The following is a 25,464-nucleotide window of genomic DNA, read 5'->3' as shown; positions in this document are numbered from 1 at the left end:
GCGAACAGATAGGTTCTGCGGGGACGCACCGGTCGTCGAACCGTCTACGAACTCACTGCAGACACGCCGCGACGACTTTCAGCGCGGCCTCCCCCTGCACCTCGTCGGCGAGGAGGGGAACGCGCTTGACGTCGTGTCCGCGGAAGAGGTCCATCGCCTCCGAGAGCGCGGCCTGCTGGACCTTCCAGCGCCGCTTGCAGAACTCGCAGTTCTCCAGGTCGGGCGAGACGACCCACTCGGGGTCGACGTCGCTCGTGACCTCGGCGAGGTTCTCCATCACCTGGTTCACCACGACGGTCTGGACCGGAATGCCGAACTCGTCCAGCCGTCTGATGAGGCGCTGTGATTCGAGCACGCTCATCTTCTCGGGCACCATCACCACGCGGAAATCCGTCCGCGACGGGTCTCTGAGCACCGCTCGAAGGCGCTCGATGCGCTCGGCGAGTTCCTCCAGTTGGGCCAGCGGCTTTTCCGACTCGGACCCGGCTCCGAACATCCCCTTGATGCCGTCCATCAGCCCCGAGAACTGCTCGCGCATCTTGAGGAGTCGACCCGCCATCGAGTCCATCACTTCGGGGAGTTCGAGCAGTCGAAGGGTGTGGCCCGTCGGCGCGGTGTCGATGACGACGCGGTCGAACCGGGGGTCGTCGAGGTACTCCAGAAGCTGCTGCATCGCCGCCGCCTCGTCCGCGCCGGGCATCGGTCCACTCAGGGGGGAGTCGCCGCCGAAGAGGTCGCCGAGACCGCCCATGCCCGCGCCCATCGGGCCGTCGCCGGCACCTCCAGGACCGCCGGTGAAGGGGTTGTCGCCCGCAGCGCCACCCACGCCGGAACCGGACTCATCCGTGAAGGGGTTCTCGTCGCTGCCGGCGGCACCACCTGGACCGGCCGTCGCCCCCGCGGGACCGCTGTCGTCGTCGGCGCCGAACCCGGGGTCGAACTCCCCGCCGGCGAACGGCCCCTGTGCGACCGCCTCGGGGTCGATTTCGGCGGCGTACAGGGGGAGGTCGTCGCGAATCTGCGTCGGTCTGGGCGGGACGTCGACTTCGAGAGTGTCCGAGAGGGAGTGGGCGGGGTCGGTCGAGACGACGAGCGTGGCCGTCCCGTCCGCGGCGGAGGCGAGCGCCGTCGCCGCCGCCATCGTCGTCTTACCGACGCCGCCCTTCCCGCCGTAGAGGACGTACTCGGGCGCGTCGACGCCGACGGGCAGGTCGGCGTCGCTCTCCTCGATCGGCCCGGTCTCCACCTCGATAGGGTCTCCGCCCGCGCCGCCCTCTCCGCCCCCGTCGTCGTGGACGTGCCCGTCGTCCGCGTCGTCAACGGAGTCGACCGCCTCGACGTCGATGTTCGTCATACCCGTTCTCGACCGTCGAGCTTTGTGTACCCGTCGGTCTGGAAGATACGGAGGTGAGAACGGCGCGTCGAGACGCCTCACCGACGAACAGCGCGGTCACGTACGGGAGAGAGTCGGTGTGCGAACTGGTACGGGAGATGAGCTAGAGCATCGATACAGATGCGAACACGGTGGTCGCGCGGTGCGCGGACGCGGTGAGGCCACACCATCGAGGCGGCTCCGCCGCTTCGAGCCGTTCGTTCGCTCGTATGCGCTCGTTCGCGGGCGACCCGAACTCGACACGTCCGTCGAACGTGCCACGGACACGCCCCCGAGGAGCCGCAGAGAACGACAGAACGGACATCTACCGAACGGCTCGAAAGCCGTACTCAGGAGAAGTATTCGGCCAACCGCTCTGCGGCCTCCTGCGCCCGGGGCGTACACAGCGCGAAGCGGATCCACTCGTCACGAGCCGTCCCGAAGGCTTCGCCGGGCATCCCCGCCACGCCGGCCTCGTCGATGAGCGTCTTCACGTTCTCCATCGTCCCGGGGAAGCCGTCGAAGCGCGCGAGCACGTAAAAGGCCCCCTCGGGCCGGGTGTAGTCCGCGCCGGCCGCGTCGAGCGCGTCGCAGAAGGCGTCGATGCGAGTTCGAAGCGAGTCGCGGACGTCCTCGTAGTACTCGGGACCGGTGCTCTGTAGCGCCGCGAGAACCGCCGCCTGCGACGGGCGCGCGCCGGTGACGTTGACGAGCATGTGTCTCGTTTTGGCCTTCTCGACCAGCGACTCGGGGAAGACGGCGTAGCCGACGCGAAAGCCCGTGATAGCGAACGTCTTCGAGTACGACGAGGTGACGATGCGGTGGTCGGAGTCGATAGTCAGCGCGGACTCGAAGTCGCCCGAGAAGTCGAAGTGGTCGTACACCTCGTCGGCGAGGAGGAGCGCGTCGTGCGCCTCCGCGAGCGAGACGAGTTCCTCGATGGTCTCGCGGGGGTACACCGCCCCCGTGGGGTTGTTCGGCGTGTTGACCACGATGCAGACCGTCTCGTCCGTGATCGCTTCGCGCATCGCGTCCATGTCGAGTTGGCCGTTCTCGTGGACCGGGACCATCCGGACGCGCCCGCCGAGCATCTGCGCCTTCCCCGGGTAGTACGGGTAGACGGGGTCGGTGAGGACGAACTCGTCGCCGGCGTCGCGCTCCATCGCCCGGGCCATCGCGAGGTAGTTCGCCTCGCCGCCGCCGATGGTGACGATGACTCGCGAGGGGTCGACGTTCCGGCGCTCGGCGATCTCCTCTCGCAACTCGCGGAGGCCGTCGCTCGGGGGGTACTGAAACGCCGCGGTGGGTGCGTCGGCGTACTCGTGGAGCCCCTCACGCAGGGCGGCGGGCGGGTCCCAGTCGGGGTTGCCGCTCACCATGTCGACGACGTCCCGGTCCGCGTGGTGTGCGTACTGGATGACGTGGAAGAACAGCGGCTCGTCGTAGTCCATGTGGGTGGATGGAAACCGAGGGTGTTGGCGTTTTCGTCCTGGATTCGATGGGGTTTCGGAGCTGAGAGACAGTCGAAGTTCGGACGAACGGGACCGAGCGGTTCGAGATGAGACGGAGAGAGACGCGACCGACGATACACGGACGCGGTGGACCGCAGCCTCGGCCTTCCCCACCCAGTCGCTCGCGGACGGAGCCGCGAGCGGTCCTCGTGAGGGGACCGAGCGAACGGCTCGAAGCGACGCAGTCGCTTCGGTGGATGACTGAGCGAACGAGTGAAACGAGTGAGTGAAGGAGTCGGTTGGGGAGGGCGTGGCCACAGCGCCCTGGCGACCGCTCCCGTCTCGCACTCACAGTCTCGTTCTCGTCGTCGTACACGGACACAGAACGCATCGAGGCACAGGGAATGATAACGTGGCGAAACGCTTGAGTCCCCCGCGGAGCCAGGAAAAGCGTGAACAAGAAGGGACACGTGCTGAACGCGGTGCTCCTCGGCGTCGGCCTCGGGCTCATTCTCACCGTCGACCCGACCACGCGGCCGACGACCGACGTCGCCGTCGAGGTGCTCACGCGTGTCGTCGAACTCTCGGTGCCCGTGACGCTCGGGGCGCTCTTCCCCGACGTCGACACCGCCTTCGGCAAACACCGCAAGACGCTCCACAACCTCCCCGTGTTGGGGGTGTTCCTCGCGTTCCCGTTCCTCTTCGGGAACCTCCAGTTCGTCTGGATCGGTGTGGCGACCCACTACCTCCTCGACGTGGTCGGGAGCCGGCGGGGTATCGCGCTGTTTTACCCCCTCTCGAAGACCGAGTACGGCTTCCCGTCGGGCGTGACGACGAGTTCGAAACACGCCGACGCGGTCACCGTCGTCATCACCCTCTTCGAGTTGGCCCTGCTCGCGGGCGTTCACTACTTCGCCTTCCGCTCGACTCGGGGCTCACGAACGTACAGGACCTCGTAACGGCGTCGATGGGGTCGCTCGCGCTCCTCGTCTGAGACGGTTCACTCGACCCACTCGACCCACCGCACTCCTCAGCGTCGGTACACCGAGACGTCGTCGAACCGGCCCCGGTAGGCGATGTGGTCGGGATGGGTCGGCTCCATGCCCGAGAGGAGGAGGCGGTCGACCTTCCCCCAGGTGTTCTCGTGCCCGAGGTGGGTGAACTCGGCGACGCCGCGGAGTCGGTGGCCGACGCCCGACCGACGCATCACCCGCCGAGGTGCCCCGGTTCTGAGCGCGCGCACGAGGGCCGACTCGTCGTCGATGGACGTCTCGAACGCCGTCCACGCCTCGCCCACCGTCGAGTGGAGGTGCGCGTACGACGACCCGAACGCCGGCATCGACGTCTCGCGAACGACGCGACCCATCGCCTCGTTCTGCCACGGGAGGCACTTCGCGTTGTAGCGTTCGACGCCGTCGATCCGTTCTCGGAAGCGCCGGACGTCGTCGAGACCGAGGCTCACGGACAGGAGGTCGGGATGGGGAACGAGAACGGCCGCGCCCTGTCGGTCGCACTCCGCGATGGCCGCGTCGAGGGTGATGAAGTCGGGGACGGGGTCCGAAAGCCCCACGGCGAGGACGTGTTTGCGGTCGTGCCACGGCCCCGTGAACACCTCCCGGGCGGGGACGACGAGGAGGTCGTCGTCGGTGTGCTCGCGGGCGCGAGCGCGGATGTCGGGGAGCCGGGAGAAATGCGGCGCGTACACGAGGACGTCGAGGCCGCGGGCCTTCGCTCGCTCGACGACGCGGTCGTCGAGGAGCTTCACGTGCATGTCGACCCGAGTCTCGTCGCCGGGCGGCGCCTCGCGCGTCACATGCGATGGGAAACGGAGCCGGAAGTTAGTGGTTGCTATTCGGCGTGAATCGAGTGACTGCGGGCGTTCGAGAGCGTGAGCGAGAGTGAGAGAGTTCGTCGTCTCGGGTGTCGATGAGGGTCGGGGTGTACGAATCAGCGAGGCGTTGTGGCCGGGGCAAGCACGATACCACGAGCGGAAACAGTGACCGACGGCGCGAGGGACGAGAGAGCAACCGCGCGATGCACGGGCGTGGTGTCGCCACGCCCTCCCCAGCCGATTCGCCCACTCGCTCACAGGTTCGCTCGTGGGCTCTATCCCTCGCGCGTGTCGCGCGACACGGAGGCCGCGCCGTCACGCGCCACCGCCTCATCTTGTGGCGGTCGGCGCGCGAGGTTTTCGTGAGAGAACCGAACGAACAGCTCGGAGCAACTCCGTTGCTCCGGTGGGCGAGGCTACGGGTCACCGCGTCCGTGTACCGCTCGGACCGCACGTTGGACCGACCAGTTCCCTCGACAGTGGTCGGGTCCGACGACGAACACCAGACGCAACGACGGTCAACCGTCTGTAACGTACACTGCTACCGCTCGACACCCACGAAACCGTTTTGTCGCCCGCCCGCAACCACCCTGCATGTCCCCCTGGCAGTGTGCCATCCGCGGGTGTGGGGCGGAGTTCCCCGACGCCGAGGACACCCTCGTCCACCAGGCGACCGAACACGAGTACCACACCTGCAAAATCTGTACGGCGGAGGTCCCCGAGGGCTACTTCGCCATCCGTCACGCGCTCGAAGAGCACAGCCGTGCGGAGTACGTCCGAGCGTACGACGCCGGCCCCGACGACATCCGCGAGCGCGAGGCGGTTCGAAGGGCCATCGAGTCGACGGTCGACGTGTCGAGGGTCGCCGAACGCCTCGACGCGGACGGTCGGCTCTGAGCGGGCGGAGTGCGTCCATCAGAAACCGAAACGACGTGTTCGTGGCGTGCGCCGGCGGCGGCCGTTCCTCGCGCGTGGGCGGAACAGAGTGGGGCGAGCGGGACGAGTGAGACCTTGAAGAACGCCTCAGCGTTTCTCAGTGGCTCGCGGCCTTCGGCCACTCGCTCTTCGAGGAACGGTTCGCTTCGCTCACCGTTCTTCGGAATCTGCTCGCGGCGACGAGAGTCGCCGCTCGCACGGCCCGAGGAGCTATCGCTCCTCGCTGTCGAGCACGCGGATCTGGTCGCCGCGGACCGTCACCGGAATCGGAACGGTCGCCTCGTACAGTTCGACGGTGACCTGGTCCTTGCCCTCGTCGATGCGCTGGACGCGGGCCTTCTCGCCCTTGAACGGCCCGGAGACGAGTTCGACGATGTCGCCCTCGGCGATGCCCTCGACGTCGGGCGTCGGCGAGAGGAAGTGCTCGACCTCGGCCATCGACGACCGGCCGACCTGTCCGCCTGAACTGACGAGGCCGCGAGCGTGCGGAATCTCCTCTAAGACGCGTTCGATGACCGCGTTGTTGTCGGCCTCGACCATCACGTACGAGGTCAAAGAGTCCGGGGCGAGCACGGCGTGAATCTCGGACTCCTCGCGGTTGGCGATCATGTCGGCCACCGTGCGTTCCTGGCTCGCGGTGGTCTTGACGGCGAATATCGGCATCGCTACACGCCTCCGGGGAGGAAGCTCATCACGGCGAAGATGACGAAGCCGAGGAACCCGACGAGGAAGATACCCGCACCGGCGATCTTCGAGATCTGTGAGAACTCCTCCCACGACGGGGTCGACGCGAGCTTCAACACCCGAACGTAGCTGGTGAGATCGTATTTGACGTCCATGGTTGTTGTCGGCGCTAGGCGGGCGGGCTTTTTCTATCTATTGATGACTTCGTGGGCGCGTGCAGTGTCGTGAGCGTGTCTGGGGATGTAGAGACCGCGCGGTGGACGGACGCGGAGAGACCACGTCCTCCCCGGCCGAGTCGCCTACTCACGACCCCGTCCGTATCGAGCACGGAACGGACGGACAGAAACGGAGGACGACCCCGCGAGAGAGCGCGACCGCGATTACTCGACGAAGTCGATGTCGTCGACGTCGTCCGCCTGCGGCTGGACGTCGGTGCGACCGTAGATCTGTGGGGAGTCCACGCCGGTGACGACGATCATCGTCCGCATCTTGCCGTCGAGGTCCTCGTCGATGGAGGTGCCCCAGATGATGCGCGCTTCGGGGTCGATGCGCTCGTAAATCTCCTCGACGACGCCCTCGGCCTCCTCGATGCTCATGTCGGAGCCACCGGTGACGTTCACCAGCGCGGAGTTCGCCCCGGAGATGTCCACATCGAGTAACGGAGAGCGGAGCGCGCTCTTGACCGAGTCCTGTGCCTTCTGTTCGGAATCCGACTCCCCGAGGCCGATCATCGCGACGCCGCCGCGCTCCATCACGGTCTTGACGTCGGCGAAGTCGAGGTTCACCAGACCCGGCTTCGTGATGAGTTCGGTGATGCCCTTGACCGAGCGCATCAGTACCTCATCAGAGACCTTGAACGCCTGCTTGACGGGGAGCTTCCCCACGGCATCGAGGAGGCGGTCGTTCGGAACGACGATGACCGTGTCGGCCACGTCTCTGAGTCGCTCCAACCCGGCTTCAGCGTTCGTCCGTCGTACCTCGCCTTCGGCGGTGAAGGGCGTCGTGACGATGGCGATGGTGAGCGCGCCGGCCTCGCGGGCGGCCTTCGCGACCACCGGAGCCGAACCCGTGCCGGTGCCGCCACCCAGGCCGGCGGTGACGAACACCATGTCCGAGCCCTGGATGGAGTCGTGGATGTCCTCCTGCGATTCGAGCGCGGCCTCCTCGCCCACCTGGGGGAGCGACCCGGCGCCGCGTCCCTGGGTCTTCTGCTCGCCGATGAGAATCTTGGTGTCGGCCTGGACGTTGACCAGGTGCTGAACGTCCGTGTTGGCCGCGACGAGCTTCGCGCCCTTGATCCCCTCCTCGGCCATTCGGTTGACGGTGTTGCCGCCCGCGCCGCCACAGCCAACGACCGTGATGTTGGTCTGTAAGTCCTTGAGGACGTCCTGCAGTTGTTCGTCAGTCATCGTTCCCGTCGGCCCTGTCGAAGATGATGGTTCGTCGACACCGTTTGTCGTCCCATCCTCCATCTTCTCGGCCTCCTCGATCGCGCTGTCGACGATGGAGTCCATACGTATGCGCACTCCTTTCCGACCAAGACACATTACCTTTCCCCCTCCGTCATACGCCTGTCTGACGGTTTTTCGGGCGATTCCGTCGATTCATACTGAGAACCTGACAGTTCGGTCGCGGTGGACGTCCTCGGGGGAGACTTCCCGACCCTCGACGTCGACCGACTGCCCGCCGGCGAGTCGTCCGAACGCCGGTCCCTCCGGAACGCCGAGGTCGGCCGCCGCCTCGGCGTCGAACGCGCGTTCGCGGGCGACGACGACGCCGTCCTCGCGGGTGACCTCGTCGTAGCGGGCTCGGAGAACGTCACAGAGCGCGCTTACGAGGCGGTCGTACGGGTCGGCGTCCGCGGCTTCGTCGCCGTCTAAGCCGCGAGGAATGGCCACCCGGCCGGTCGGTCGACGACCGCTCTCCTCGGTGTGGAAGGCGACGGTGTGGTCGTCGACGGCCGCGCGCGCCGCGTCGTGGTCGACGCCGAGCGTCCCGTCGACGAACTCGCGGGAGAGGTCGGCGACGTCGAAGGGGACGTCGGACGACTCACCGACGCCGACCCGCGCGTGTGCGCCGAACCGAACGCCGTCGTCGACCGTTCCAAGGTCCGCCTCGACGTGTTCGACGAGGTCACGCGGGACCGCCCGCGTCTCTCGGAGGAACGTCTCGCTCACGACGCGGTAGCCGAGGTCCGCGATGGTTTCTGTGAGCCGTGGCCGGTCGCCGTCGACGAGCGCGAGGGTCGCGGCGCTCTCCTCGAACGCCGCGCGGACGACGTCCCCGTGCTCTCCGACCGGTCCCATGGCTTCGAGCGGCCAGTCCGCGCCGACGTGGCCGACGGCCCAGTCCGTCTCGCGGACGACCCGCGCGAACCGCGGGGCGTAGTGGCCGCCGCCGAAGCCGACGACGTGTCTCGTCTCCTCACCGTCGGCCCGGTCGGCCGAGACACCAGCGAGGTCGAGGACCGCCCGAGCGACCGCCCGAGCGCCCTCGGGGTCGTCCCACTCCCGTGGATCAGAACCGAGTTCGACGAACATCGACGGGACGCCGACCCGAGAGGGGCCGTGGTGGGTACACTCGATGCCGACGTCGTACTCCTCGGGCGCGTGCGCTGCGAGCGCTTCGACGACTTTCTTCTGTGCACCGGGACACGCGCGGGCCAGTTCGCCGTCTCGTCCCCCGTACTCGGCGGGGCCGAAGTTGCCCGTGAAGTGCGCCGAGAGCAGCGGGCCGGTCTCGCCCGAGTGCCGCGAGAGAAAGCACAGACAGTCGGGGTCGTCGAAGGCCTCCGAAACGCCGTCGAGGTGGAGGTGGAGGTCCTCGAACGTTCGGAGTTCGAAACCGGGTCGGGCGTAGTAGGTGCCGCCGCCCGCTCCCTCACGGCGGGTGTCGTCGACCCGTTCGTCCCACTCCGCGAGGTCGAGGACGTGTTCGCCGATGTGTTCGGAGGCGCGGTCGGCGCGGCTGACGACGAGCGCAATCACGTCCCGTCCTTGCCGACGGTGGGGTAAAATCGAGTCGGTTTCGAGCCGTTCGCCCGGCTAATCGGCGTGGTCGGCGCTGGCCTCGGCCGAGCCGATAGCCTCCCGAGCGGTGGCTCTGGTTTTGCCGAACAGCCAGCGGAGTTCGTCGCGCCGGGCCGCAAAGAGCACGAGTCCGATGAGGAGGTAGACGACGGTGTAGCCGTACAGGATGTAGAGGCTGTACGTCGAGGCGAGCGGTTCGGCGACCGTCCGGATGACGACGAACTCCGCGACGACCTGCGTGATGAAGAGGCCGAAGAGCGCGACCGCCTCGCGGATGGAGATTTCGAAGTTGGTCAGGATGGCGATGGCGAAGAAGCTCTGCGCGGCGGTGATCCAGATTTCGGCCACCTGCTTCTGGTCGAACGGGAGCGGAGCGACCCGGCCGGCGGCGATGGAGTAGACGACGGCGAGCGTCCCGATGAGGAGCGTCCACTGGTTGAGCTTCGAGGAGATGAGCGCGTTGAACCCCGCCGTCGACCGCGCCTTGTTGACGAGGTAGGCGACGACGATGAGTTCGGGCGACTCGGAGGCCAGCGGCGCGACCCACTGGATCATGAAGAAGGGCGGGACGCCCGCCTGCTGGCCGAGTTCTTCGAGGCCGTGCGCGAACGGTTCGACCGCGGTCAGGATGAGCAGCCCCGAGAAGGCAAAGAGGAGAAGCACCGTCGCGATTCGCCTCGGCTTGCGGTACGCCTGGAAGTACGCGGGGACGCCGACCTGTTCCTCGTGGGAGTCGACGTCGCCGCGGATGATGATGCCGATGTAGAGCGCGTAGAGGCCGACGAGGACGACGGTGTCGACGACGCCGATGCCTCCCATCGTCTCGCCGCCCGCGAGCGTCGCGGCGCTGAAGGGAACGAAGAACGCGAACAGCGTCGCGGCCAGGAGGAACGCGATTTCCGTGGAGATGTCGCGGTCGAGGTGGACGACGTCGCCGAGGAAACCCGACCGGCGTTCGACGGCCGGGTCGTTCGTGGAGTGCGCCTTGTACACCGTGAACACCGCGATGGCTGACCAGCCGAGGCCGATGAGGATGCGGTTCGCGCCGGTCATGTTGGCGACCGCGAGGTTCGCCGCCTCGGCCCCGCGTGGCGTTCCGATGTTCGCCCCGGCGGTCCACGCGTACAGCGCGTCGACGGCGTACTCCGGCGCGACGGCGAGGACGGCGAGGACGGCCAGCGCGAACGCCCGGGGGACGTCCTTCTCGGCCGTCTCCGCACCCCACGCGAGGAGGAACGACGCGCCGAGCACCGCGAGGCCGCTGATGGCCACGGTGGTGAGAGTTTCGAACGAAGCGTTCGCGTTTGTCGCCCACGAGAGCGACCAGGGAAGCGTGAGCGCCACCGCGAGCGAAACCGCGAAGAGGGGGTGGCGCAGTCGGGAACTCATATCCGAGACGAACAGAGGGAGACAGATATTGATTCCCCTTTCAGGTCGGAGACGGCCTCCCCTCGAACGGGTGACGACGAGGGGTTTCGCGGCGAGCGAAGAGGAGTGCGTTTATGCGACGGAAGGTAGTCGCCGAAGGTATGCAGGTGTTCGGACTCGTCGGCAACCCCGTCGGGCACTCGCTGTCGCCGCCGATGCACGAGGCCGCGTACGACGCGCTCGGCATCGACGCGCGCTACGTCACCTTCGAACCGGGCGTCGACGACATCGAGCGGGCCGTCGGCGGCGCCGAGGCGCTGGGGATCAGTGGGCTCAACGTCACCATCCCGTTCAAACAGGACGTCCTCGGCCTCGTCGACCCGGACCCCCTCGCAGAACGCATCGGCGCGGTCAACACCGTCGACTTCTCCGGGGCGACTCCGAGAGGGTACAACACGGACGCGGCGGGCGTGACTCGCTCGTTCGCCCACCACGGCGTCCCGCTCGACGGACGCGACGCCGTCGTGGTCGGGGCGGGCGGGGCGGGGCGGGCAGTCGCGTTCGCGCTCGCCGAGTCGGGGTGTCGCGTCCACGTCGCCAATCGAACGGTCGAGAAAGCCGAATCGCTCGTCGAGTCCATCGACGGTGCCTCCGCGGGTGGACTCGACACGCTCGACAGAGTGAGCGAGGCGGACGTGCTCGTCAACGCGACGAGCGTCGGGATGGAGACAGAGGAGTCGCCCGTCCCGCGCGAACACCTCCACGCCGACCTCGCCGTGCTCGACGCGGTGTACAGCCCCATCGAAACCCGACTCCTGCGCGAGGCGAGCGAAGTCGGCGCGACGACGGTCGACGGGGCGTGGATGCTCCTGTATCAGGGCGTCGAGGCGTTCGAGCGGTGGACCGGACGGGACGCGCCCGTCGAGGCCATGAACGAGGCGCTGCGCGCGCGGTTGTCGTAGAGTGAGGCGCTCTCGCGTCGACCCGGACGCCGAACCGCGGGACGCGACGTGCGCATCCGACGAATTTTAAATACGGGCGGGCGTAAGTCGAGGCATGACACGGGCCTGGAAGGAACACGCGGAACTGGACGTGACGGGAGCGGATCGGTAATGGGGCTCTTGGATACTCTCAAGTCGCTCCTCGGCATCGGCGGCGGTGACCGCCGAAGCGACGAGGACGTCGGCGTGACCGTCGAGCGCGACACGCGCGCGGCCGAAGGGTCCGACCCCGAACCGGAGACGGCGTCCGAGAGCGCGGTGAAAGCGCCCGCGGACGAGGCCGTCGACAGCGACGAGACGGACGACGCGGACGACGCGGCCGCCGCCGGGACCGACGCGGCGGCGTCGACCGGGTCGATGGTCGACGCGGACGCCGAGGTCGCAGAACCCGCCGAGGCGGTCTCCATCGGCGGTGACGAGTCGGCGGAGACCGACGTCGACACCGAACCACCCGAGACCGACGAGGCCGCCGCCGCGGGAGGCGACGCGAGCGCCTCCACCGGGTCGATGGTCGACGAGCACACGGCCGACGAGGCGACAGAACCCGCCGAAGCCGTCGATACGGACGCCGAGGCAGTCGGCGACATCGAGGAGGTCGAAGCCGAAGCCGAGACGGGAGCGGCCGACGACGACGCGGAGACGAGCGCGGGCGAAGTCGACCACGAGGAGACCGTTGCGGTCGAGGACGCCGAGACCGCCGACCTGATCGACGAGGACGCGGCCGACGAGGAGGAGACGCCGGCCGAATCGGCGGAGGCGGTCGACACCGACGAGGGCGAGACGGTCGAGGAGGCGGCCGACGACGCGGCCGACGCAGCGACCGCCGGGTCCGACGAGTCGCCCGACGTGCTGAAGGGCATCGGCCCGGCGTACGCTCGCCGACTCGCCGACGCCGGTATCGACACCGTCGCCGACCTGGCGGCCGCCGACGCCGACGCGCTCGGCGACGAGATCGACGTCTCCCCGAAGCGCGTCTCGCGGTGGATCGACCGGGCGAAAGAGTACTAACCCTCTGCTCGTCTGATCGCGTCACGAAACCGTTACTTACGCCCGCCAGTTCCGCAGTGATATGGAACCGGTGACCGGACGGAACCCGTTCCGCGAGGCCCCGCCCGCTGCTCGCGTTCCCGTCGAGGTTCGCGTCACGGTCGACGACCCCTCCGCGGCGTACCGCCGGGCGCGGACCGACTCGGCGCCACACGGAGAAGCCGCACGTCGGCGTCCAGTTCCACCCCGAGAGCATCCTCACCGAGGCCGGAAAGACGATGGTGGCGGCGTTCGTCGACTCGTGCCGATGAGCGAGGACCCGACGGCGTCCACAGGCGACGATGGCGGCGGAAACGGCGACGGCAGGGGAGACGGCGAGTACCTGTATCACGTCGACGGCGACCTGCTCCCGGCAGAAGAGGCGACCGTCTCGGTCCGCGACCGGGGGTTCATGTACGGCGACGCGGCGTTCGAGACGCTCCGAGCGTACGGCGGCGAGGTGTTCGCGTGGGACGCCCACGCCCGTCGACTCGCCGGGACGTGCGAGGTCCTCCAACTCGACCACGGCCTCCCCGACGCGGACCTCCACCGACGCGTCCGAGAGACGCTGACGGCGAACGACCTCGACGACGCGTACGTCCGGCTCTCGGTCACCCGGGGCGTCCAGCCGGGAAAGCTCACTCCGGACCCCGAAGTCGACCCGACGGTCGTCGTCCTGGTCGACGAACTCCCGCGGGGGGCCGCGAGAGCACACCCGTCTGGGACGGCCCGGCGACGGTCCAGACGGTGAAGACGCGTCGCGTTTCCGACCGTGCCATCCCCTCGCGTGCGAAGACGCACAACTACCTGAACGGGATTCTCGCCCGGCTCGAACTCCGCGTGACCGGTGCGGACGAGGCGCTCGTGCTCGACGCCGAGGGGTACGTCGCCGAGGGTGCGACGAGCAACGTCTTCTTCGTCTCCGAGAAGGCGCTGTGCACGCCGTCGCTCGACGGTCCGGTGCTTCCCGGCGTAACCCGCGACGTCGTCATCGACCTCGCCCGGGAGGAGGGAATCCCCGTCCGCGAGGAGCAGTTCACCCCCGACGACGTCCGAAACGCCGCCGAGGTGTTCGTGACGAACACGACGTGGGAACTGCGGCCCGTCGAGACCGTCGACGGCATCGAGTGCGGCGGCGGTCCGGTCACGACGCTCCTCTCGCGACTGTTCGACGAGCGAGTCGAGCGGGAACACTACCGGGGTCGCGTCGGCGACGCCGACAGGGAGAGTGAAGACGACCACGAAGACGGCGTCGCCGGCGTCGACAGCCAGTGGGACGTCGGCGGCGATTGAACCCCGAGCGAGGGCGACGACACGCCGGCACTGTTCACGCCGGAACACCGCCTCGAGTACCCCTCACTGACGGCCGTCACCACGGTCTGTCAGCGCGACACCAGCGCTATCGGCGCCCTGGCGTCGAAGATATCAACCGAAAAAGTTGGACAATCTGACCTACGCGTCGTACGACGCGCGTTTTGAAGAGGACGTCGTCCGGCAATTGATTCGCAACGATGGCGGGCGGGGGGAACCGGGGACCATCACCCCGCCGAGTTAGGCGTTCCCCACACGCTCGTCGAGGGCGAGGCGGACGCGACGTGGGTGTTCATACCGTGGGAGGGTATTCAGACCGAACGCGACGGCATCGACCTGAACGCCTTCGCCCTCGACGACTACGACGTCTCGCACGGGTACACGCCGGTGCTGCTCGCCCACCCCGAGGGAATCGACGTCGACGCGCTGTACACGAACGCGCTCTTCGACCGGACCTGATCCGGACCGAGAACCGCAACGATTGATTAGGTCTCACCCCAAGCCCCGGCATGGACGACGACCGGCACGTCGCGTCGCTCGACGACGTCCCCACGGACGGGACGCTTCTCGTCACGCTTCGGAACGGCGACGGACTCGAAGAGGTCATCCTCACCCGGCTCGACGACGGCGTAGCAGCGTACAAGAACTATTGTCAGCACTGGACCGACGTTCGGCTCGACAAGGGGTCGGGAGCGCTCGTTCGGAACGACGAAATCGTCTGTCAGAAACACGCCGCGACGTTCGAGTCCGGTTCCGGGTACTGCAACTTCGGCCCGTGTGAGGGGTCGTATCTCGCCACCGTCGACGTCGAAGTCGACGACGGCGAGGTGTTCGTCTCCGAGGACGGCTACACCTTCGAACACGTCGGGGAGTCGGACGACGAATCGCGGTCGTCGGGCAGTCGGATCGGCTTCGGCGGCTGAGTCGATCGAATTCGATAGAAGTCGATGGAGACGAGAGTCCAACTCTCCGGACCGTCAGCTGATTTCGAAGTGTCTCTCGACCCGGACAGACCGACCGACTGCCGCCGAACGCCGACGCGACTCGACTCGACTCGCGCTCCATCGACTCGGACGCCCGTCGACGGAGGCGCGGCCGGGTCGTCGACTCGGTGTTCAACGAGTTCTGTCACGAGCACAGCGATATCGGTGATGAGTACACTGCCGGTGTGGAAACTGTTAACCTCTAGCAGTACGACGATGACGATGTCCCCAGTCGCTATCGGGGACCGCAGGCACTCAGTCACCCCGTGACACTGCCGCGAAGCTACCGGTCACGTCAGTCTCGCCCCACCCCCCTCAGCGTCCGGAGCCACGTCCCGTGCCACTGTGGCTCTCGGACGCTCGAGTCGCGTTCTACGGGAGTCTCATTCGACACCGACCACAGTGACGGGAACTGGCGAGTCGAGGACGACCGACTGCGTGACGCTCCCGAACACCGCCTTGCCGACCGGCGTCCGCCTCCGCGCGCCGACGACGACGAGATCGGCGTCGACGTCTGCCGCGAGGGCAACGATACCGTCGGCGACCGGGTGGTAGGTCTCGCGCGTCTCGACGGCGAGTCCTGCTTCGGTCAGTCGCTCGCGTGCTGTTTGGACGCCGTCGCTCTTCCGTGGAGGGAGCGGTTCACCGCGCGGGTCGCGTTCGTCCGCCTCGACGTACGCGTGCGTCACTGTGACGTCGAGTTCCTCGCTTCCGGGGAGCGAGGCGACGAAGTCCGCCTGTTTACGTGCCTGGTCGACATCGTCACTGACCGCAACGAGCACTCGGAACACGTCCTCCCGTTTCGACGGCAAGCACATAACTCACGCTGCCTCGCCACGACGGAACAAACGATTTTAGCACCCGACAGACGAGCGGACTGATCATGAAGGCTCGCACGCGGTGGACCGTCGTCGTCTTCTCGTTCGTCGCCTGCCACGGCGTCGTCTCCCAGACGCGCGGTCCTCTGCTGGCGAGTTTCGAGCAGTCGTTCGAGGTCTCACAGGGTCTGCTCGGTGCTGTCGCGCCCGCCGCGACCGTCGGTCTCCTCCTCTCGGTACTGTTTCTCGGAACGAACGCGGGCCGCGTGGGCGTCAGACGGACGCTCCTCGCGGGGGTCGGCCTCACGGTCCTCTCGCTCGCGTCGCTCACGCTCGTGCAGTCGTACTGGGTGCTCGTCGGCTCGTTCCTCCTCCAGGGGCTCGGTGTCGGTGCCGTCCGCGCGCTCGACCGGCCGCTCCTCGGCCACCTCTACCCCGCCGTCCGGGGTCGGATGTTCAACCTCTACGCGCTCACCTGGGCCGTCGGGGCGACCATCGGCCCGCTGTTCGTCAACTGGGTCCTCGCCGCGACCGACTGGCGGATGACGTTCCTGTTCCTCCTCCTCCCGCTGTTGCCGGTCGTCGTCCTGCTCTGGCGGGCGTCTCCACCCGAGGAGATGCACCACGAACAGCGCATCTCGCTCGGAGACGTGCGGAGCCTCCTCGCTCGACCCGCCGTGCTCGGGATGGCTGCGGCCCTCGTTCTCAGCGGCTCCATCGAGGGGACGATGTTCGCGTGGTTCGCCTACTACGCCGGCGAGTTCGTCCCGCGGGCGCGCGCGAACGTCTTGCTCTCCGGCTTCCTGGTGATGTACGTCCCCGGTCGGTTGCTCTACAGTTACCTCTGTGATCGCCTCCCGCCGCTGACGCTCGTCCTCGGCCTCTCCCTCGTGGGGGTTCCCGTCACCGCCCTCGCGTTCACCGCCCGCTCGGGCCTCGTGCTCGCGGCCGGGGCGCTCGCGCTCGGGTTCGTCGTCGCCGGCTTCTTTCCGACCCTCTCGGCGTTCGGTATCGACAACGCGTCGGAGTACAGCGGTCCGGTCAACGCCATCGCGACCGGGGCGAACTTCCTCGGCATCACCGCCGCGCCCCTCGTCGTCGGTGTCGTCGCCGAGCAAGCCGACATCGTGACCGGGATGCGACTGCTCGTCCCCGCGATGGCCGGACTGGTCGTCGTGGTCGTGCTGACGCGCTGGCGACTCGCCCGTCCTGCGTGACCTCGTCGGCGCGTCCCCCCGCCACCCTACTGACTAGTTTTATCGCGCTCCGACGAGCAGAACGGATATGCCCCGACCCGAGGACTCGATGCGCGAACGGCTCTTTGGACACACCCCCGACGTCGCCGACTCGGCGTTCGTCTCGCGGCTCTCGTACCTCATCGGCGAGGTGAGCGTCGGCGAGCGCGCGAGTCTCTGGCCGTTCACGTGCCTTCGTGGTGACGGCGGGGCTGTCACCGTCGGGGAGGGGACGAACGTCCAGGAGTTCTCGATGCTCCACGGCGCCGAGGTCGGGGACCACGTCACCGTCGGTCACAGCGTCGTCGTCGACTACGCCACCGTCGAGGACCACTCGCTCGTTGGGATGAACAGCTGTGTCCTCCGCGACGCCACCGTCGAATCGAACTGTCTCGTCGCGGCCGGAGCCGTGGTGCTCCAGGGCCAGACGGTCCCGGAAGGCCACCTCGCGTACGGCGCTCCCGCACAGACCAAACCGCTCACCGACGACCAGCGCGACGAAATCGAACGGGTCCACCAGCACTACGTCGACCTCTCCCGGGAGTACAAGCAGACCGGGCGGTTCGAGTGAGTCGACGGGGTGAACGGCGGCGGCTTCGGTATCTCTTAGTGAGTGGCGCGCCATCCGCTCGCATACGCCATGTCCAGCCAGCAGCAGGAGGCAGTCGTCCACGAACCGAGCGAGGAGTTCGTCGAGTCGACCAACGTCGCCGCGTTCATGCGCGAGTACGGTATCGACGACTACGACGAACTCATCGAGCGCACCACCTCCCGTGTCGAACACGTCGACGAGTCGGGCATCGAGTGGTTCTGGGACCTCCTCCCCGAATATCTCGGCATCGACTTTTACACCCCTTACGACCAGGTCCGCGACGACACCGACGGCCCCCAGTTCTCGAAGTGGTACCCCGGCGGGGAGTTGAACCTCGCGCACAACGTGGTGGACCGACACGCCCACGTCGACTCTCAAACCAGAAACAAAATCGCGTGTCTCTGGGAAGGCGAACCCGGCGACGTCCGCGAGATTACCTACCACGAACTCGCCCGCCAGTCGAACAAAATCGCGAACTACCTCGAAGCGAGCGGCATCGACACCGGTGATACGGTCGGCCTGTACATGCCGATGGTCCCCGAGGTCATCTCCATCTTGTATGGGTGTTTCAAAGTCGGCGCCATCGCCGTCCCCATCTTTTCTGGATTCGGCGTCGAGGCCACCGCCACCCGAATCGAAGACTCCGAATGCTCGGTCCTCTTTACCGGTGATGGGTTCTATCGGAGAGGAAAGCCCCTGACGCTCAAAGAGAGCGCCGACGAGGCTATCGACGAGGCCGGCCACGTCGAACACACGGTCGTGTACGACCGGTTGGGCGACGACGCCGACGTCCCGATGCACGACCGAGACGAGTGGTGGTCAGAGGCCATCGAGACCCACTCGGACGCGTACGACACGAAATCGTTGCCCTCGAACCAGGAGTCGATGCTGCTGTACTCGTCGGGTACGACGGGCAAACCCAAGGGCATCGTCCACACCCACGCGGGGGTGCAGATGCAGTGTGCCAAAGAGATGTACTTCGGCTTCGACCACCAGCCCTCGGACCGGTTCTTCTGGGTGTCCGACATCGGCTGGATGATGGGCCCGTGGACGCTCATCGGCAACCACACGTTCGGGGGCACCGTCTTCATGTACGAGGGCGCGCCCGACCATCCAGAGCCAGACCGGTTCTGGGAGATGATCGACCGCCACTCCCTGTCGACGTTCGGTATCTCGCCCACAGCAATCCGCGCCCTTCGCAAGCACGGCGACGAGTGGGTCGACGACCACGACCTCTCGTCGCTCCGACTCTTGGGGTCGACGGGCGAACCGTGGGACCCCGAGTCGTGGCAGTGGTTCTACGAGAACGTCGGTGGCGGGGACGCGCCCATCATCAACATCTCGGGGGGGACCGAAATCTGCGGGTGTTTCCTCATGCCGATGCCCACCCAGCCACTGAAACCCACCTCACTGGGCGGTCCAGGCCTGGGCATGGACATCGACATCGTGAACGACGCGGGTGACTCGATTGCGGACACGAACGAGCGGGGCTTTCTGGTCGCGCGCGACTCGTGTCCGTCGATGACCAAATCGCTCTGGGAGGGCGACGACCGATACCTCGAAGAGTACTGGTCGACGTGGGAGGACCTGTGGGACCACGGCGACTGGGCGCAAAAAGACGAAGACGGCTTCTGGTTTTTGCACGGACGGGCCGACGACGCGCTGAACGTCGCGGGACGCAAGGTGGGACCGGCCGAAATCGAAGGCGTGCTCACCGAACACGACTCGGTAAACCAGGCCGCGGCCGTGGGCGTCCCCGACGACACGACGGGGACCGCCGTCGTGGCCTACGTGATGCTCGAAGACGGTTTCGAGGGAAGCGACGACCTCCGCGCGGAGCTGTCGGCGCTGGTGGGCGAGGAACACGGCAAGCCGTTCCGCCCGCGCGAACTCCTGTTCGTCTCGGAGCTCCCCAAAACCCAGTCGGGCAAGATCATCCGCCGGGCCATCTCGTCGATCTACCAGGGCGAAGACCTCGGCGACATGTCGAGCATCGAAAACCCCGCCGCGCTCGACGAACTCCGAGACGCCGCCTGACGCCGCTGTCGGGCGTCGTCAGTTCGTTTTCGTTCCCGTCGATTCACGGGGAGAAATAGAGAGAACAGCGGCAGGGCCACGAGGCCGAGGCACGCGGTCAGGGGGTCAGTCCGAGCGTTCCGCGTAGGGGGTGATGCCGGCGGCCTCCATCCGTTCGTGGAAGCGTTTGCGTCGGACTTTGCGCTGCTCGTCGGACATCCGCTCGTTGGTCCAGATCTTGCCGCTGGTGTCCTGGTGGACCTCACAGGAGTCGATTTCCTCGAGCGATTCGACGCGCTCGCACACCTCGTCGTCGATGTCGAGGAAGTACGTACAGCGCTGTGAGGTCAAGAGAAGGGTGACCTCGACGTCCCTCCCGTCGAGGACGATAGACTCGACGAGGCCCAGGTCGACGATGTTGATGGGGTGCTCGCTCATACAGCTACACGGGTCGAGCACCTCGCTCAGTTGCTCTTTGATTTTCGTCTTGCGCTCGTCGTCGAACTCCGTGTCCGGCGTGACGTGCGTGGCCGGTTCCGTCCTCGCGTACGGGTCTGTGTGTGCGGCCATGGGTACTCAGTCGTCGGACGCGAGGGCCGACTCGGCTTCGTACGTCGACCACGGTTCGGCCGGGAACTCGCCAGTCTCATGGCGCTCTTTGCGGAGTTGGTCCCACTTGTCGCCCTCGATGTCCTTCTTGATCTGCTCGGGGTCTTTGTCGAGGAGACGAAGCGCGTTCTTGCCGAGAACCTTCTCCTTCATGTCCTGAGTGACCTCGGGATAGTCGTACTCCTCGATGAGGTCCTCGGGCATCTCGAAGTTCCAGATGCCCTCGATGGGTGGCTGGGGATGCAGCGCCGTCGCGCCGCCGGCGTAGACGATGCGGTCGGGACCGGCCCAGTAGAGCATCTCACCCAGCGCTTTCGCGAACTTCCGCGGACGGGTGTTGACCATACACGCGGTGTTCTCGAGGTTGGCGTAGACGTTCTTGTGGCTCGCCATCGCGAACACCGTCTCCTCGACGAACGAGAAGCCCGCGTGGATGATCTCGAAGTTGAGGTCGGGGAACGAGTTGGCCGCGTCCTCGACGTCGCCGGGCTGGAAGTATCGGACGGGAGCCGTGGCGAACGGGATGAACTTGTGGATGGCCAAAGTGTCCACCTCGGAGTCGGCGATTCGCTCCAGCAGCGGCCAGACGGCGTCTTCTGTCAACTGAAGCGAGAGGTCGTTGCCGTTCTGGTAGCGCGCCGGGTAGAACTTGATCCCCTCGACACCGTCCCGAGAGGCGTACTCCTCGATCTGGTCGCCCGCGTCGTCCTCCAGCGGGTTGACGTCGACGTACATCGACACGCGCTCGGGGTTCTGCTCCATGAACTCGAACCCCTTCTCGCGGGAGACGTACCCGTCGTGGAAGTAGTCGTCCAGCGGCAGGGAGTGGTACACCGAGTAGTCGATCTGACTCTCCAAGAAGAGCAGTCGAGCGAGTTCTTCGGGCTGGTGGTCGCGGTAGAAGACCTCCTTCGACGGGACGTAGCCGTCGGGGAGGAGTTTCTCGCCGAGTTCGAACGTCTCGTCGTCCCACCGCTGCGCGTGTGGGTGTTTGTGATTCTCCGGCGTGTGGTTGAAGCAGTGTGACACGGAGTCCACTACCAGTGAGCCACTCTCTAGCATCTCACTGTGTACGTCTTGATACCGATTATTAAACATTGGGGTCTTCGTGTGTGGCGGGAACGGGAAGTGGCGGGGCAGTGCGTTGACGTACTGAGCGATGGAGGAGTGTGAGCGAGTGTAAGAGCGAACGGACAGGAGAGAACGGACAGCGAGCGCGCGGTACACGGGCGCGGTGAAGCCACACCCACCCGAGTAACAGAGCCACTCCGGTGGGTGAGACGTACACCGTCCTGGCAACCCCCGGTGTCCCTGTTTTCAGTGATTCCACCGGCGACGACCCCTCACACAACCACCGGGTCGGACTCCCACGGTACCGACACTCCCCCAGAGCCAGCGAGAAACACTTAATTGGGACGAAAGACCACACCACTCTGTAATGTCCGAGCGACTGCAGGGGAAGACAGCACTGGTCACCGGTGGCTCTTCGGGGAACGGCCGCGCCATCGCGCGACGGTTCGCCGAGGAGGGCGCGAGCGTCACCGTCGCCGACGTCCGCGCGGACCCGCGGATGGGCGGCGAACCGACGCACGAACTCATCGAGAGCGAGGGCGGCGCCGCCCGGTTCGTCGAGTGCGACGTGCGCTCGGTGGCGGACCTCCGAGCGGCGGTGGATGCGACCGTCGAGGCGTTCGGCTCACTCGACGTGATGGTGAACAACGCGGGCGTCGAACGGCAACTCCCCCTCGGCGAGGTCACCGAGGAGGACTACGAGTGGCTGATGGACATCAACCTCAAAGGGGTGTACTTCGGCAGCCAGGTCGCCGTCGAGGCCATGCGCGAGCAGGGAGCGGGCGGGAGCATCATCAACATGTCCTCCATCGGGGGAATCCGCGGGCTGGAGAACTCGTCGCTGTACTGCACCTCGAAGGGCGGGGTGACGAACCTCACCCGCCAACTGGCGGTCGAACACGGCGAACACGGGATCAGAGTCAACGCGCTCAACCCCGGCTTCATCGAGACGGCGATGACGATGGAGGACGGCGAGACGGCGGAGGGCATTCTCGCACAGACGCCCCTGGGCCGCGCGGGTCAGCCCGAAGAAGTCGCGGAGGCGGCGCTCTTTCTCGCGTCGGAGGAGTCGTCGTTCGTCACCGGCCACAACCTCGTGATGGACGGCGGCTTCACCGCGTGAGCGGCGGGAGAGCGAGAGAGCGAGTGTGGCCCCACTCGGGCGAATTCGGCGTCGCGCGTAACTGTTAACAGGTCGTCTCTCGAACGGTCAGGTAGCATGGCGCAAGCGTCAGCTATCGAGAGCGAGGAGTACGGACTGTGGATCGACGGCACCGACCGACCGGCGAGCGGCGGGCGAACGCTCGCCGTCGAGAACCCCGCGACGGGCGAGGTGCTGACCCACGTCGCCGCCGCGACGGAGGCGGACGTGTCCGCGGCGGTGTCGGTCGCGGCGTCGGCGTGCGACGAGTGGGCCGCGCGGGTACCGAAAGAGCGGACCAGAACGCTTCTGGCCGTCGCCGAGGCGATTCGGGAGCACGCGGACCGCCTCGCACGCATCGAGACGCTGGAGAACGGGAAGCCGCTCTCGGAGGCCCGCGACCAGGTCCGTCGGTGTGCGCGACACTTCGAGTACTACGCCGGCGAGGCGGACAAGATCGAGGGCGAGTCGATTCCGCTCGGCGACGACTACGTCGACTACACCCGTCACGAACCGCTCGGCGTCACGGCGCACATCGTCCCGTGGAACGTTCCCATCTACCTCTTCGCGCGAAGCGTCGCGCCCGCGCTCGCTGCGGGCAACACGGCGGTGGTGAAACCCGCGGAGGAGACGCCGGTCGGCGCCCTGACGGTCGCCCGCCTCGCGGAGGAGGCCGGACTCCCCTCGGGCGTCCTCAACGTGATTCCAGGAGACGGCGTCGAGGCCGGCGCGACGCTGACGTCCCACCCTGACATCGACTGCGTGACGTTCACCGGGTCGGGAGCGACGGGTCGCGAGGTGGCGAAAGCCGCCGTCTCGAACGTCAACGAGGTCCACCTGGAACTCGGAGGAAAGAGCCCGCTTCTGGTGTTCCCGGACGCCGACCTGGGTCGAGCGGTCGAGGAGACGGTCAGCGGCATCTTCACGAACGCGGGACAGGTCTGCTCGGCGAGTTCGCGGGTGCTCGTCAACGAGGCCGTCCACGACGAGTACGTCGACAGACTGGTCGACGCGGTGGCGGGCCTCTCGGTCGGCCCCGGCGTCGACGACCCCGACGTCGGTCCGCTGGTGTCCGGAGAACACCGGGAACGGGTCGCGGAGTATCTCGACCTGGGTCGAGAGACGGTCGGCGACCCGCTCGTCGGCGGCGACACGCTCGACCGACCCGGCTACTTCGTCGAGCCGACGGTGTTCGACCGCGTCGACAACGACAGCCGGATCGCACAGGAGGAGGTATTCGGCCCGGTGCTGACGGTCGGGGCGTTCGCCGACGAGGCCGAGGCGGTGCGCCTCGCGAACGACACCCGGTACGGTCTCGTCGCGGGCGTGATGACGCGCGACGTCGGACGAGCCCACCGGGTCGCTCGTGACCTCGACGCCGGACAGATATACGTCAACGAGTGGTTCGCCGGCGGGAACGAGACGCCGTTCGGTGGGTACAAAGAGAGCGGCATCGGCCGCGAGAACGGACGGCAGGCGATCCACAACTACACACAGCTCAAGAACGTCTGCGTCCGACTCGACTGAGTCGCCCTTTACCCCCAGGTCAGTGAACCACCGTCGTCGGGCGCTCGGAGCGCCGGACGACCTGTTCGGCGACGCTCCCGAGAAGGATGCGAGCGACGCCCGTCCGTCCGTGGCTTCCCATGACGATCTGGTCGACGTCGTGGTCGTCGGCGCAGTCGATGATCTCCTGGGCGGGCTTTCCGTCCGCGACGACGGTCGTCACGGAGACGTCGTAGTCGTCGGTGAGCGCCGTCGCCTCTTCGAACAGGTCCTCGGCGTCCTCGGTGGCCTTCTGGTACCAGCCTTCGAGACGGCCGCGGCCGCCACGACCGGGGTCCGTGATGGACTCGCTGTAGTCGATGACGTGCAGGAGGACGAACTCGTCCCGCTCGTGAACCGAGAGGGCGTACGCGAGCGCGTTCTGTGCCTGCGGCGAATCGTCTAGTGCGACGAGTGTGCGTCCCATATCTGTGCTGCGCTAGCATTGAACATGAATCTTTGGTCGGAGACGGTGCAAAGCGAACGACCGCGAGAGGGGTACGAAGCGGAGGGTGAGTTACTTCACCACGTCTATCTTCGCGCGGTCGATCGAGAGCGCCACCGCGGCGACGACCACGAGCCCTAAGATGATCTCCTGGACGAACGAGTCGATGCCGAGCAGGTTCATCCCGTTGTTCAGCACCGCGATGACGAGCACGCCCAGAATGGTCCGGTGGGGCCCGCCGACGCCGCCGGTCAACGCCGTCCCGCCCATGACGATGGCGGCGATGCTGGGCAAGAGGAGCCCGCTCCCGATGTTCGGCGAGGCCGACGAGATGCGCAGCGTCAGCAGGACGCCGGCGGTGCCACAGAGCAGCCCCGACAGCACGAAGGGGTAGATCTTGTAGCGGTCGACCTTCGCGCCGGCCAGTTCGACGACGCGCTCGTTCTCGCCCAGCGCGAAGCAGTACCGGCCGAACTTCGTCCGGAAGGCCAGGACGATGGTGGCCACGTAGATGAGCAGCCCCCAGAGTACGAGGTTGGGGACGCCGAAGACGTCGCCGGTCGAGATGGTGCGGATGGCGGAGTTCCGGAAGGTGATGGTCGAGCCACCGGTGATGATCTTCCCGACCCCAGCCAACACCGAGAGCGTCCCGAGCGTGACCAGGAACGAGGGCACCTTGAGCTTCGTGAAGACGACGCCGTTGAACAGACCGGCGAGCATCCCGACGCCGATGGCGAGCGGAATGGCCAAGAGGCCCAGGCCGAACTGCGAAATCAGGACGACGGTCACGACGCCCGTCAGCAACACGACCGACTCGACCGAGAGGTCGATGCTCTGCTGGAGGATGGGGAAGGTCCCCGCCAGCGCCACCAACAGCAGCGTCACGGCGTTCTTCGCGACGTTGTCGAGCAGGTTGGCCTCGGTGAAAAAGCGCTCCGTCGTGAACGTGAAGACGAGCATCAGCCCGAACAGCATGACGAACGGGCCCAGATCCTGTACC

At 66.9% G+C, this 25,464-nt stretch carries 24 protein-coding genes and 2 pseudogenes; 13 read left to right on the top strand and 13 right to left on the bottom strand.

What is annotated here, in order from left to right; genetic code table 11:
* Window positions 1-52 precede the first annotated feature (52 nt).
* Together C2R22_RS04420 and C2R22_RS04410 are read right to left on the bottom strand one after the other, a co-directional pair.
* Window positions 53-1,354, bottom strand: a complete 1,302-nt coding sequence (locus C2R22_RS04420) for an ArsA family ATPase (RefSeq protein ID WP_103424683.1) — start codon at window positions 1,352-1,354, stop codon at window positions 53-55.
* Window positions 1,355-1,722: 368 nt separating this feature from the next.
* On the bottom strand, window positions 1,723-2,823 hold the full coding sequence (locus C2R22_RS04410) for a pyridoxal phosphate-dependent aminotransferase (protein ID WP_103424681.1): 1,101 nt from the start codon (window positions 2,821-2,823) through the stop codon (window positions 1,723-1,725).
* A 452-nt stretch (window positions 2,824-3,275) separates the two neighbouring features.
* Here C2R22_RS04410 and C2R22_RS04405 point away from each other — a divergent pair, with 452 nt between their 5' ends.
* Entirely contained in the window at window positions 3,276-3,782 is a 507-nt protein-coding gene (locus C2R22_RS04405) for a metal-dependent hydrolase (RefSeq protein WP_103424680.1), read from the top strand.
* A 71-nt stretch (window positions 3,783-3,853) separates the two neighbouring features.
* Here C2R22_RS04405 and C2R22_RS04400 read toward each other — a convergent pair whose 3' ends face one another.
* Window positions 3,854-4,594: a PHP-associated domain-containing protein gene (locus C2R22_RS04400; protein WP_103427565.1), complete on the bottom strand. Its 741-nt coding sequence runs from the start codon at window positions 4,592-4,594 to the stop codon at window positions 3,854-3,856.
* Between the two features lie 654 nt (window positions 4,595-5,248).
* Here C2R22_RS04400 and C2R22_RS04395 point away from each other — a divergent pair.
* Window positions 5,249-5,551 carry a DUF7565 family protein gene (locus C2R22_RS04395; RefSeq protein ID WP_103424679.1) on the top strand — a complete coding sequence of 101 codons (303 nt, stop codon included), beginning with the start codon at window positions 5,249-5,251 and terminating at the stop codon, window positions 5,549-5,551.
* A 249-nt stretch (window positions 5,552-5,800) separates the two neighbouring features.
* Here C2R22_RS04395 and C2R22_RS04390 read toward each other — a convergent pair whose 3' ends face one another.
* The 5 genes from C2R22_RS04390 to C2R22_RS04370 all read right to left on the bottom strand — a co-directional run bounded on the left by C2R22_RS04390 (window position 5,801) and on the right by C2R22_RS04370 (window position 10,692).
* Window positions 5,801-6,253 carry a transcription elongation factor Spt5 gene (locus C2R22_RS04390; RefSeq protein ID WP_103424678.1) on the bottom strand — a complete coding sequence of 151 codons (453 nt, stop codon included), beginning with the start codon at window positions 6,251-6,253 and terminating at the stop codon, window positions 5,801-5,803.
* 2 nt (window positions 6,254-6,255) lie between these two features.
* Window positions 6,256-6,429 carry a protein translocase SEC61 complex subunit gamma gene (locus C2R22_RS04385; protein ID WP_103424677.1) on the bottom strand — a complete coding sequence of 58 codons (174 nt, stop codon included), beginning with the start codon at window positions 6,427-6,429 and terminating at the stop codon, window positions 6,256-6,258.
* A 225-nt stretch (window positions 6,430-6,654) separates the two neighbouring features.
* Window positions 6,655-7,788: a cell division protein FtsZ gene (gene ftsZ, locus C2R22_RS04380; protein ID WP_103424676.1), complete on the bottom strand. Its 1,134-nt coding sequence runs from the start codon at window positions 7,786-7,788 to the stop codon at window positions 6,655-6,657.
* Window positions 7,789-7,878: 90 nt separating this feature from the next.
* Window positions 7,879-9,261 (bottom strand): D-aminoacyl-tRNA deacylase, encoded by a 1,383-nt coding sequence (locus C2R22_RS04375; protein ID WP_103424675.1) that lies wholly within the window; start codon window positions 9,259-9,261, stop codon window positions 7,879-7,881.
* Window positions 9,262-9,318: 57 nt separating this feature from the next.
* Window positions 9,319-10,692 (bottom strand): sodium:calcium antiporter, encoded by a 1,374-nt coding sequence (locus tag C2R22_RS04370; protein ID WP_103424674.1) that lies wholly within the window; start codon window positions 10,690-10,692, stop codon window positions 9,319-9,321.
* A gap of 140 nt (window positions 10,693-10,832) precedes the next feature.
* On the opposite strand from C2R22_RS04370, the gene C2R22_RS04365 reads away from it, so the two are divergent.
* From C2R22_RS04365 to C2R22_RS04340, 6 genes and pseudogenes are all read left to right on the top strand, one after another.
* Window positions 10,833-11,633 (top strand): shikimate dehydrogenase, encoded by an 801-nt coding sequence (locus C2R22_RS04365; protein ID WP_103424673.1) that lies wholly within the window; start codon window positions 10,833-10,835, stop codon window positions 11,631-11,633.
* 150 nt (window positions 11,634-11,783) lie between these two features.
* On the top strand, window positions 11,784-12,680 hold the full coding sequence (locus C2R22_RS04360) for a helix-hairpin-helix domain-containing protein (protein WP_103424672.1): 897 nt from the start codon (window positions 11,784-11,786) through the stop codon (window positions 12,678-12,680).
* Window positions 12,681-12,865: 185 nt separating this feature from the next.
* Window positions 12,866-12,970, top strand: a pseudogene (locus C2R22_RS04355) (glutamine amidotransferase-related protein); the annotation flags it as partial.
* Window positions 12,967-13,991, top strand: a pseudogene (locus C2R22_RS04350) (aminotransferase class IV). The pseudogenes C2R22_RS04355 and C2R22_RS04350, both read left to right, overlap by 4 nt.
* Before the next feature lie 204 nt (window positions 13,992-14,195).
* Complete coding sequence (locus C2R22_RS26850; protein ID WP_103424671.1) at window positions 14,196-14,468, top strand: ABC transporter substrate-binding protein; 273 nt, start codon at window positions 14,196-14,198, stop codon at window positions 14,466-14,468.
* Window positions 14,469-14,518: 50 nt separating this feature from the next.
* Window positions 14,519-14,932 (top strand): Rieske (2Fe-2S) protein, encoded by a 414-nt coding sequence (locus tag C2R22_RS04340; protein WP_103424670.1) that lies wholly within the window; start codon window positions 14,519-14,521, stop codon window positions 14,930-14,932.
* A 443-nt stretch (window positions 14,933-15,375) separates the two neighbouring features.
* Here the strand turns inward: C2R22_RS04340 and C2R22_RS04335 are convergent, their stop codons facing one another.
* Entirely contained in the window at window positions 15,376-15,783 is a 408-nt protein-coding gene (locus C2R22_RS04335; RefSeq protein ID WP_103427564.1) for a universal stress protein, read from the bottom strand.
* A gap of 92 nt (window positions 15,784-15,875) precedes the next feature.
* Here C2R22_RS04335 and C2R22_RS04330 point away from each other — a divergent pair, with 92 nt between their 5' ends.
* The 3 genes from C2R22_RS04330 to C2R22_RS04320 all read left to right on the top strand — a co-directional run bounded on the left by C2R22_RS04330 (window position 15,876) and on the right by C2R22_RS04320 (window position 19,674).
* Complete coding sequence (locus C2R22_RS04330; RefSeq protein WP_103424669.1) at window positions 15,876-17,027, top strand: MFS transporter; 1,152 nt, start codon at window positions 15,876-15,878, stop codon at window positions 17,025-17,027.
* A gap of 88 nt (window positions 17,028-17,115) precedes the next feature.
* Window positions 17,116-17,616 carry a gamma carbonic anhydrase family protein gene (locus C2R22_RS04325; protein ID WP_103427563.1) on the top strand — a complete coding sequence of 167 codons (501 nt, stop codon included), beginning with the start codon at window positions 17,116-17,118 and terminating at the stop codon, window positions 17,614-17,616.
* Between the two features lie 69 nt (window positions 17,617-17,685).
* The gene (locus tag C2R22_RS04320; RefSeq protein ID WP_103424668.1) at window positions 17,686-19,674 is read left to right on the top strand and encodes an AMP-binding protein; all 1,989 of its coding nucleotides are present in this window, start codon (window positions 17,686-17,688) and stop codon (window positions 19,672-19,674) included.
* 105 nt (window positions 19,675-19,779) lie between these two features.
* Here the strand turns inward: C2R22_RS04320 and C2R22_RS04315 are convergent, their stop codons facing one another.
* Both C2R22_RS04315 and C2R22_RS04310 read right to left on the bottom strand, forming a co-directional pair.
* Window positions 19,780-20,223 (bottom strand): metal-sulfur cluster assembly factor, encoded by a 444-nt coding sequence (locus C2R22_RS04315; RefSeq protein ID WP_103424667.1) that lies wholly within the window; start codon window positions 20,221-20,223, stop codon window positions 19,780-19,782.
* Between the two features lie 6 nt (window positions 20,224-20,229).
* Complete coding sequence (locus C2R22_RS04310; RefSeq protein ID WP_245902879.1) at window positions 20,230-21,300, bottom strand: amidohydrolase family protein; 1,071 nt, start codon at window positions 21,298-21,300, stop codon at window positions 20,230-20,232.
* 400 nt (window positions 21,301-21,700) lie between these two features.
* Here C2R22_RS04310 and C2R22_RS04305 point away from each other — a divergent pair, with 400 nt between their 5' ends.
* Together C2R22_RS04305 and C2R22_RS04300 are read left to right on the top strand one after the other, a co-directional pair.
* Window positions 21,701-22,456, top strand: a complete 756-nt coding sequence (locus C2R22_RS04305) for an SDR family NAD(P)-dependent oxidoreductase (protein WP_103424665.1) — start codon at window positions 21,701-21,703, stop codon at window positions 22,454-22,456.
* A gap of 96 nt (window positions 22,457-22,552) precedes the next feature.
* A complete protein-coding gene (locus C2R22_RS04300; protein ID WP_103424664.1) occupies window positions 22,553-24,001 on the top strand; it encodes an aldehyde dehydrogenase family protein in 1,449 nt (482 codons plus the stop codon).
* 19 nt (window positions 24,002-24,020) lie between these two features.
* Here C2R22_RS04300 and C2R22_RS04295 read toward each other — a convergent pair whose 3' ends face one another.
* Window positions 24,021-24,446, bottom strand: coding sequence for a universal stress protein (locus C2R22_RS04295; RefSeq protein ID WP_103424663.1), 426 nt, complete (start codon window positions 24,444-24,446; stop codon window positions 24,021-24,023).
* A 90-nt stretch (window positions 24,447-24,536) separates the two neighbouring features.
* Complete coding sequence (locus tag C2R22_RS04290; protein ID WP_103427562.1) at window positions 24,537-25,439, bottom strand: ABC transporter permease; 903 nt, start codon at window positions 25,437-25,439, stop codon at window positions 24,537-24,539.
* Window positions 25,440-25,464 lie beyond the last annotated feature (25 nt).

The organism is Salinigranum rubrum (assembly GCF_002906575.1).
Lineage (GTDB): Archaea > Halobacteriota > Halobacteria > Halobacteriales > Haloferacaceae > Salinigranum > Salinigranum rubrum.
This window is presented reverse-complemented; position numbering and strand designations above follow the sequence as displayed.

Bases quoted from the DNA above. Each gene is read 5' to 3' on its own strand.
- C2R22_RS04420 (WP_103424683.1), bottom strand. From the start codon at position 1,354: ATGACGAACATCGACGTCGAGGCGGTCGACTCCGTTGACGACGCGGAC.
- C2R22_RS04410 (WP_103424681.1), bottom strand. From the start codon at position 2,823: ATGGACTACGACGAGCCGCTGTTCTTCCACGTCATCCAGTACGCACAC.
- C2R22_RS04400 (WP_103427565.1), bottom strand. From the start codon at position 4,594: ATGCACGTGAAGCTCCTCGACGACCGCGTCGTCGAGCGAGCGAAGGCC.
- C2R22_RS04395 (WP_103424679.1), top strand. From the start codon at position 5,249: ATGTCCCCCTGGCAGTGTGCCATCCGCGGGTGTGGGGCGGAGTTCCCC.
- C2R22_RS04390 (WP_103424678.1), bottom strand. From the start codon at position 6,253: ATGCCGATATTCGCCGTCAAGACCACCGCGAGCCAGGAACGCACGGTG.
- C2R22_RS04385 (WP_103424677.1), bottom strand. From the start codon at position 6,429: ATGGACGTCAAATACGATCTCACCAGCTACGTTCGGGTGTTGAAGCTC.
- ftsZ (WP_103424676.1), bottom strand. From the start codon at position 7,788: ATGGACTCCATCGTCGACAGCGCGATCGAGGAGGCCGAGAAGATGGAG.
- C2R22_RS04370 (WP_103424674.1), bottom strand. From the start codon at position 10,692: ATGAGTTCCCGACTGCGCCACCCCCTCTTCGCGGTTTCGCTCGCGGTG.
- C2R22_RS04365 (WP_103424673.1), top strand. From the start codon at position 10,833: ATGCAGGTGTTCGGACTCGTCGGCAACCCCGTCGGGCACTCGCTGTCG.
- C2R22_RS04360 (WP_103424672.1), top strand. From the start codon at position 11,784: ATGGGGCTCTTGGATACTCTCAAGTCGCTCCTCGGCATCGGCGGCGGT.
- C2R22_RS04340 (WP_103424670.1), top strand. From the start codon at position 14,519: ATGGACGACGACCGGCACGTCGCGTCGCTCGACGACGTCCCCACGGAC.
- C2R22_RS04330 (WP_103424669.1), top strand. From the start codon at position 15,876: ATGAAGGCTCGCACGCGGTGGACCGTCGTCGTCTTCTCGTTCGTCGCC.
- C2R22_RS04325 (WP_103427563.1), top strand. From the start codon at position 17,116: ATGCGCGAACGGCTCTTTGGACACACCCCCGACGTCGCCGACTCGGCG.
- C2R22_RS04320 (WP_103424668.1), top strand. From the start codon at position 17,686: ATGTCCAGCCAGCAGCAGGAGGCAGTCGTCCACGAACCGAGCGAGGAG.
- C2R22_RS04315 (WP_103424667.1), bottom strand. From the start codon at position 20,223: ATGGCCGCACACACAGACCCGTACGCGAGGACGGAACCGGCCACGCAC.
- C2R22_RS04305 (WP_103424665.1), top strand. From the start codon at position 21,701: ATGTCCGAGCGACTGCAGGGGAAGACAGCACTGGTCACCGGTGGCTCT.
- C2R22_RS04300 (WP_103424664.1), top strand. From the start codon at position 22,553: ATGGCGCAAGCGTCAGCTATCGAGAGCGAGGAGTACGGACTGTGGATC.
- C2R22_RS04295 (WP_103424663.1), bottom strand. From the start codon at position 24,446: ATGGGACGCACACTCGTCGCACTAGACGATTCGCCGCAGGCACAGAAC.
- C2R22_RS04290 (WP_103427562.1), bottom strand. From the start codon at position 25,439: ATGCTGTTCGGGCTGATGCTCGTCTTCACGTTCACGACGGAGCGCTTT.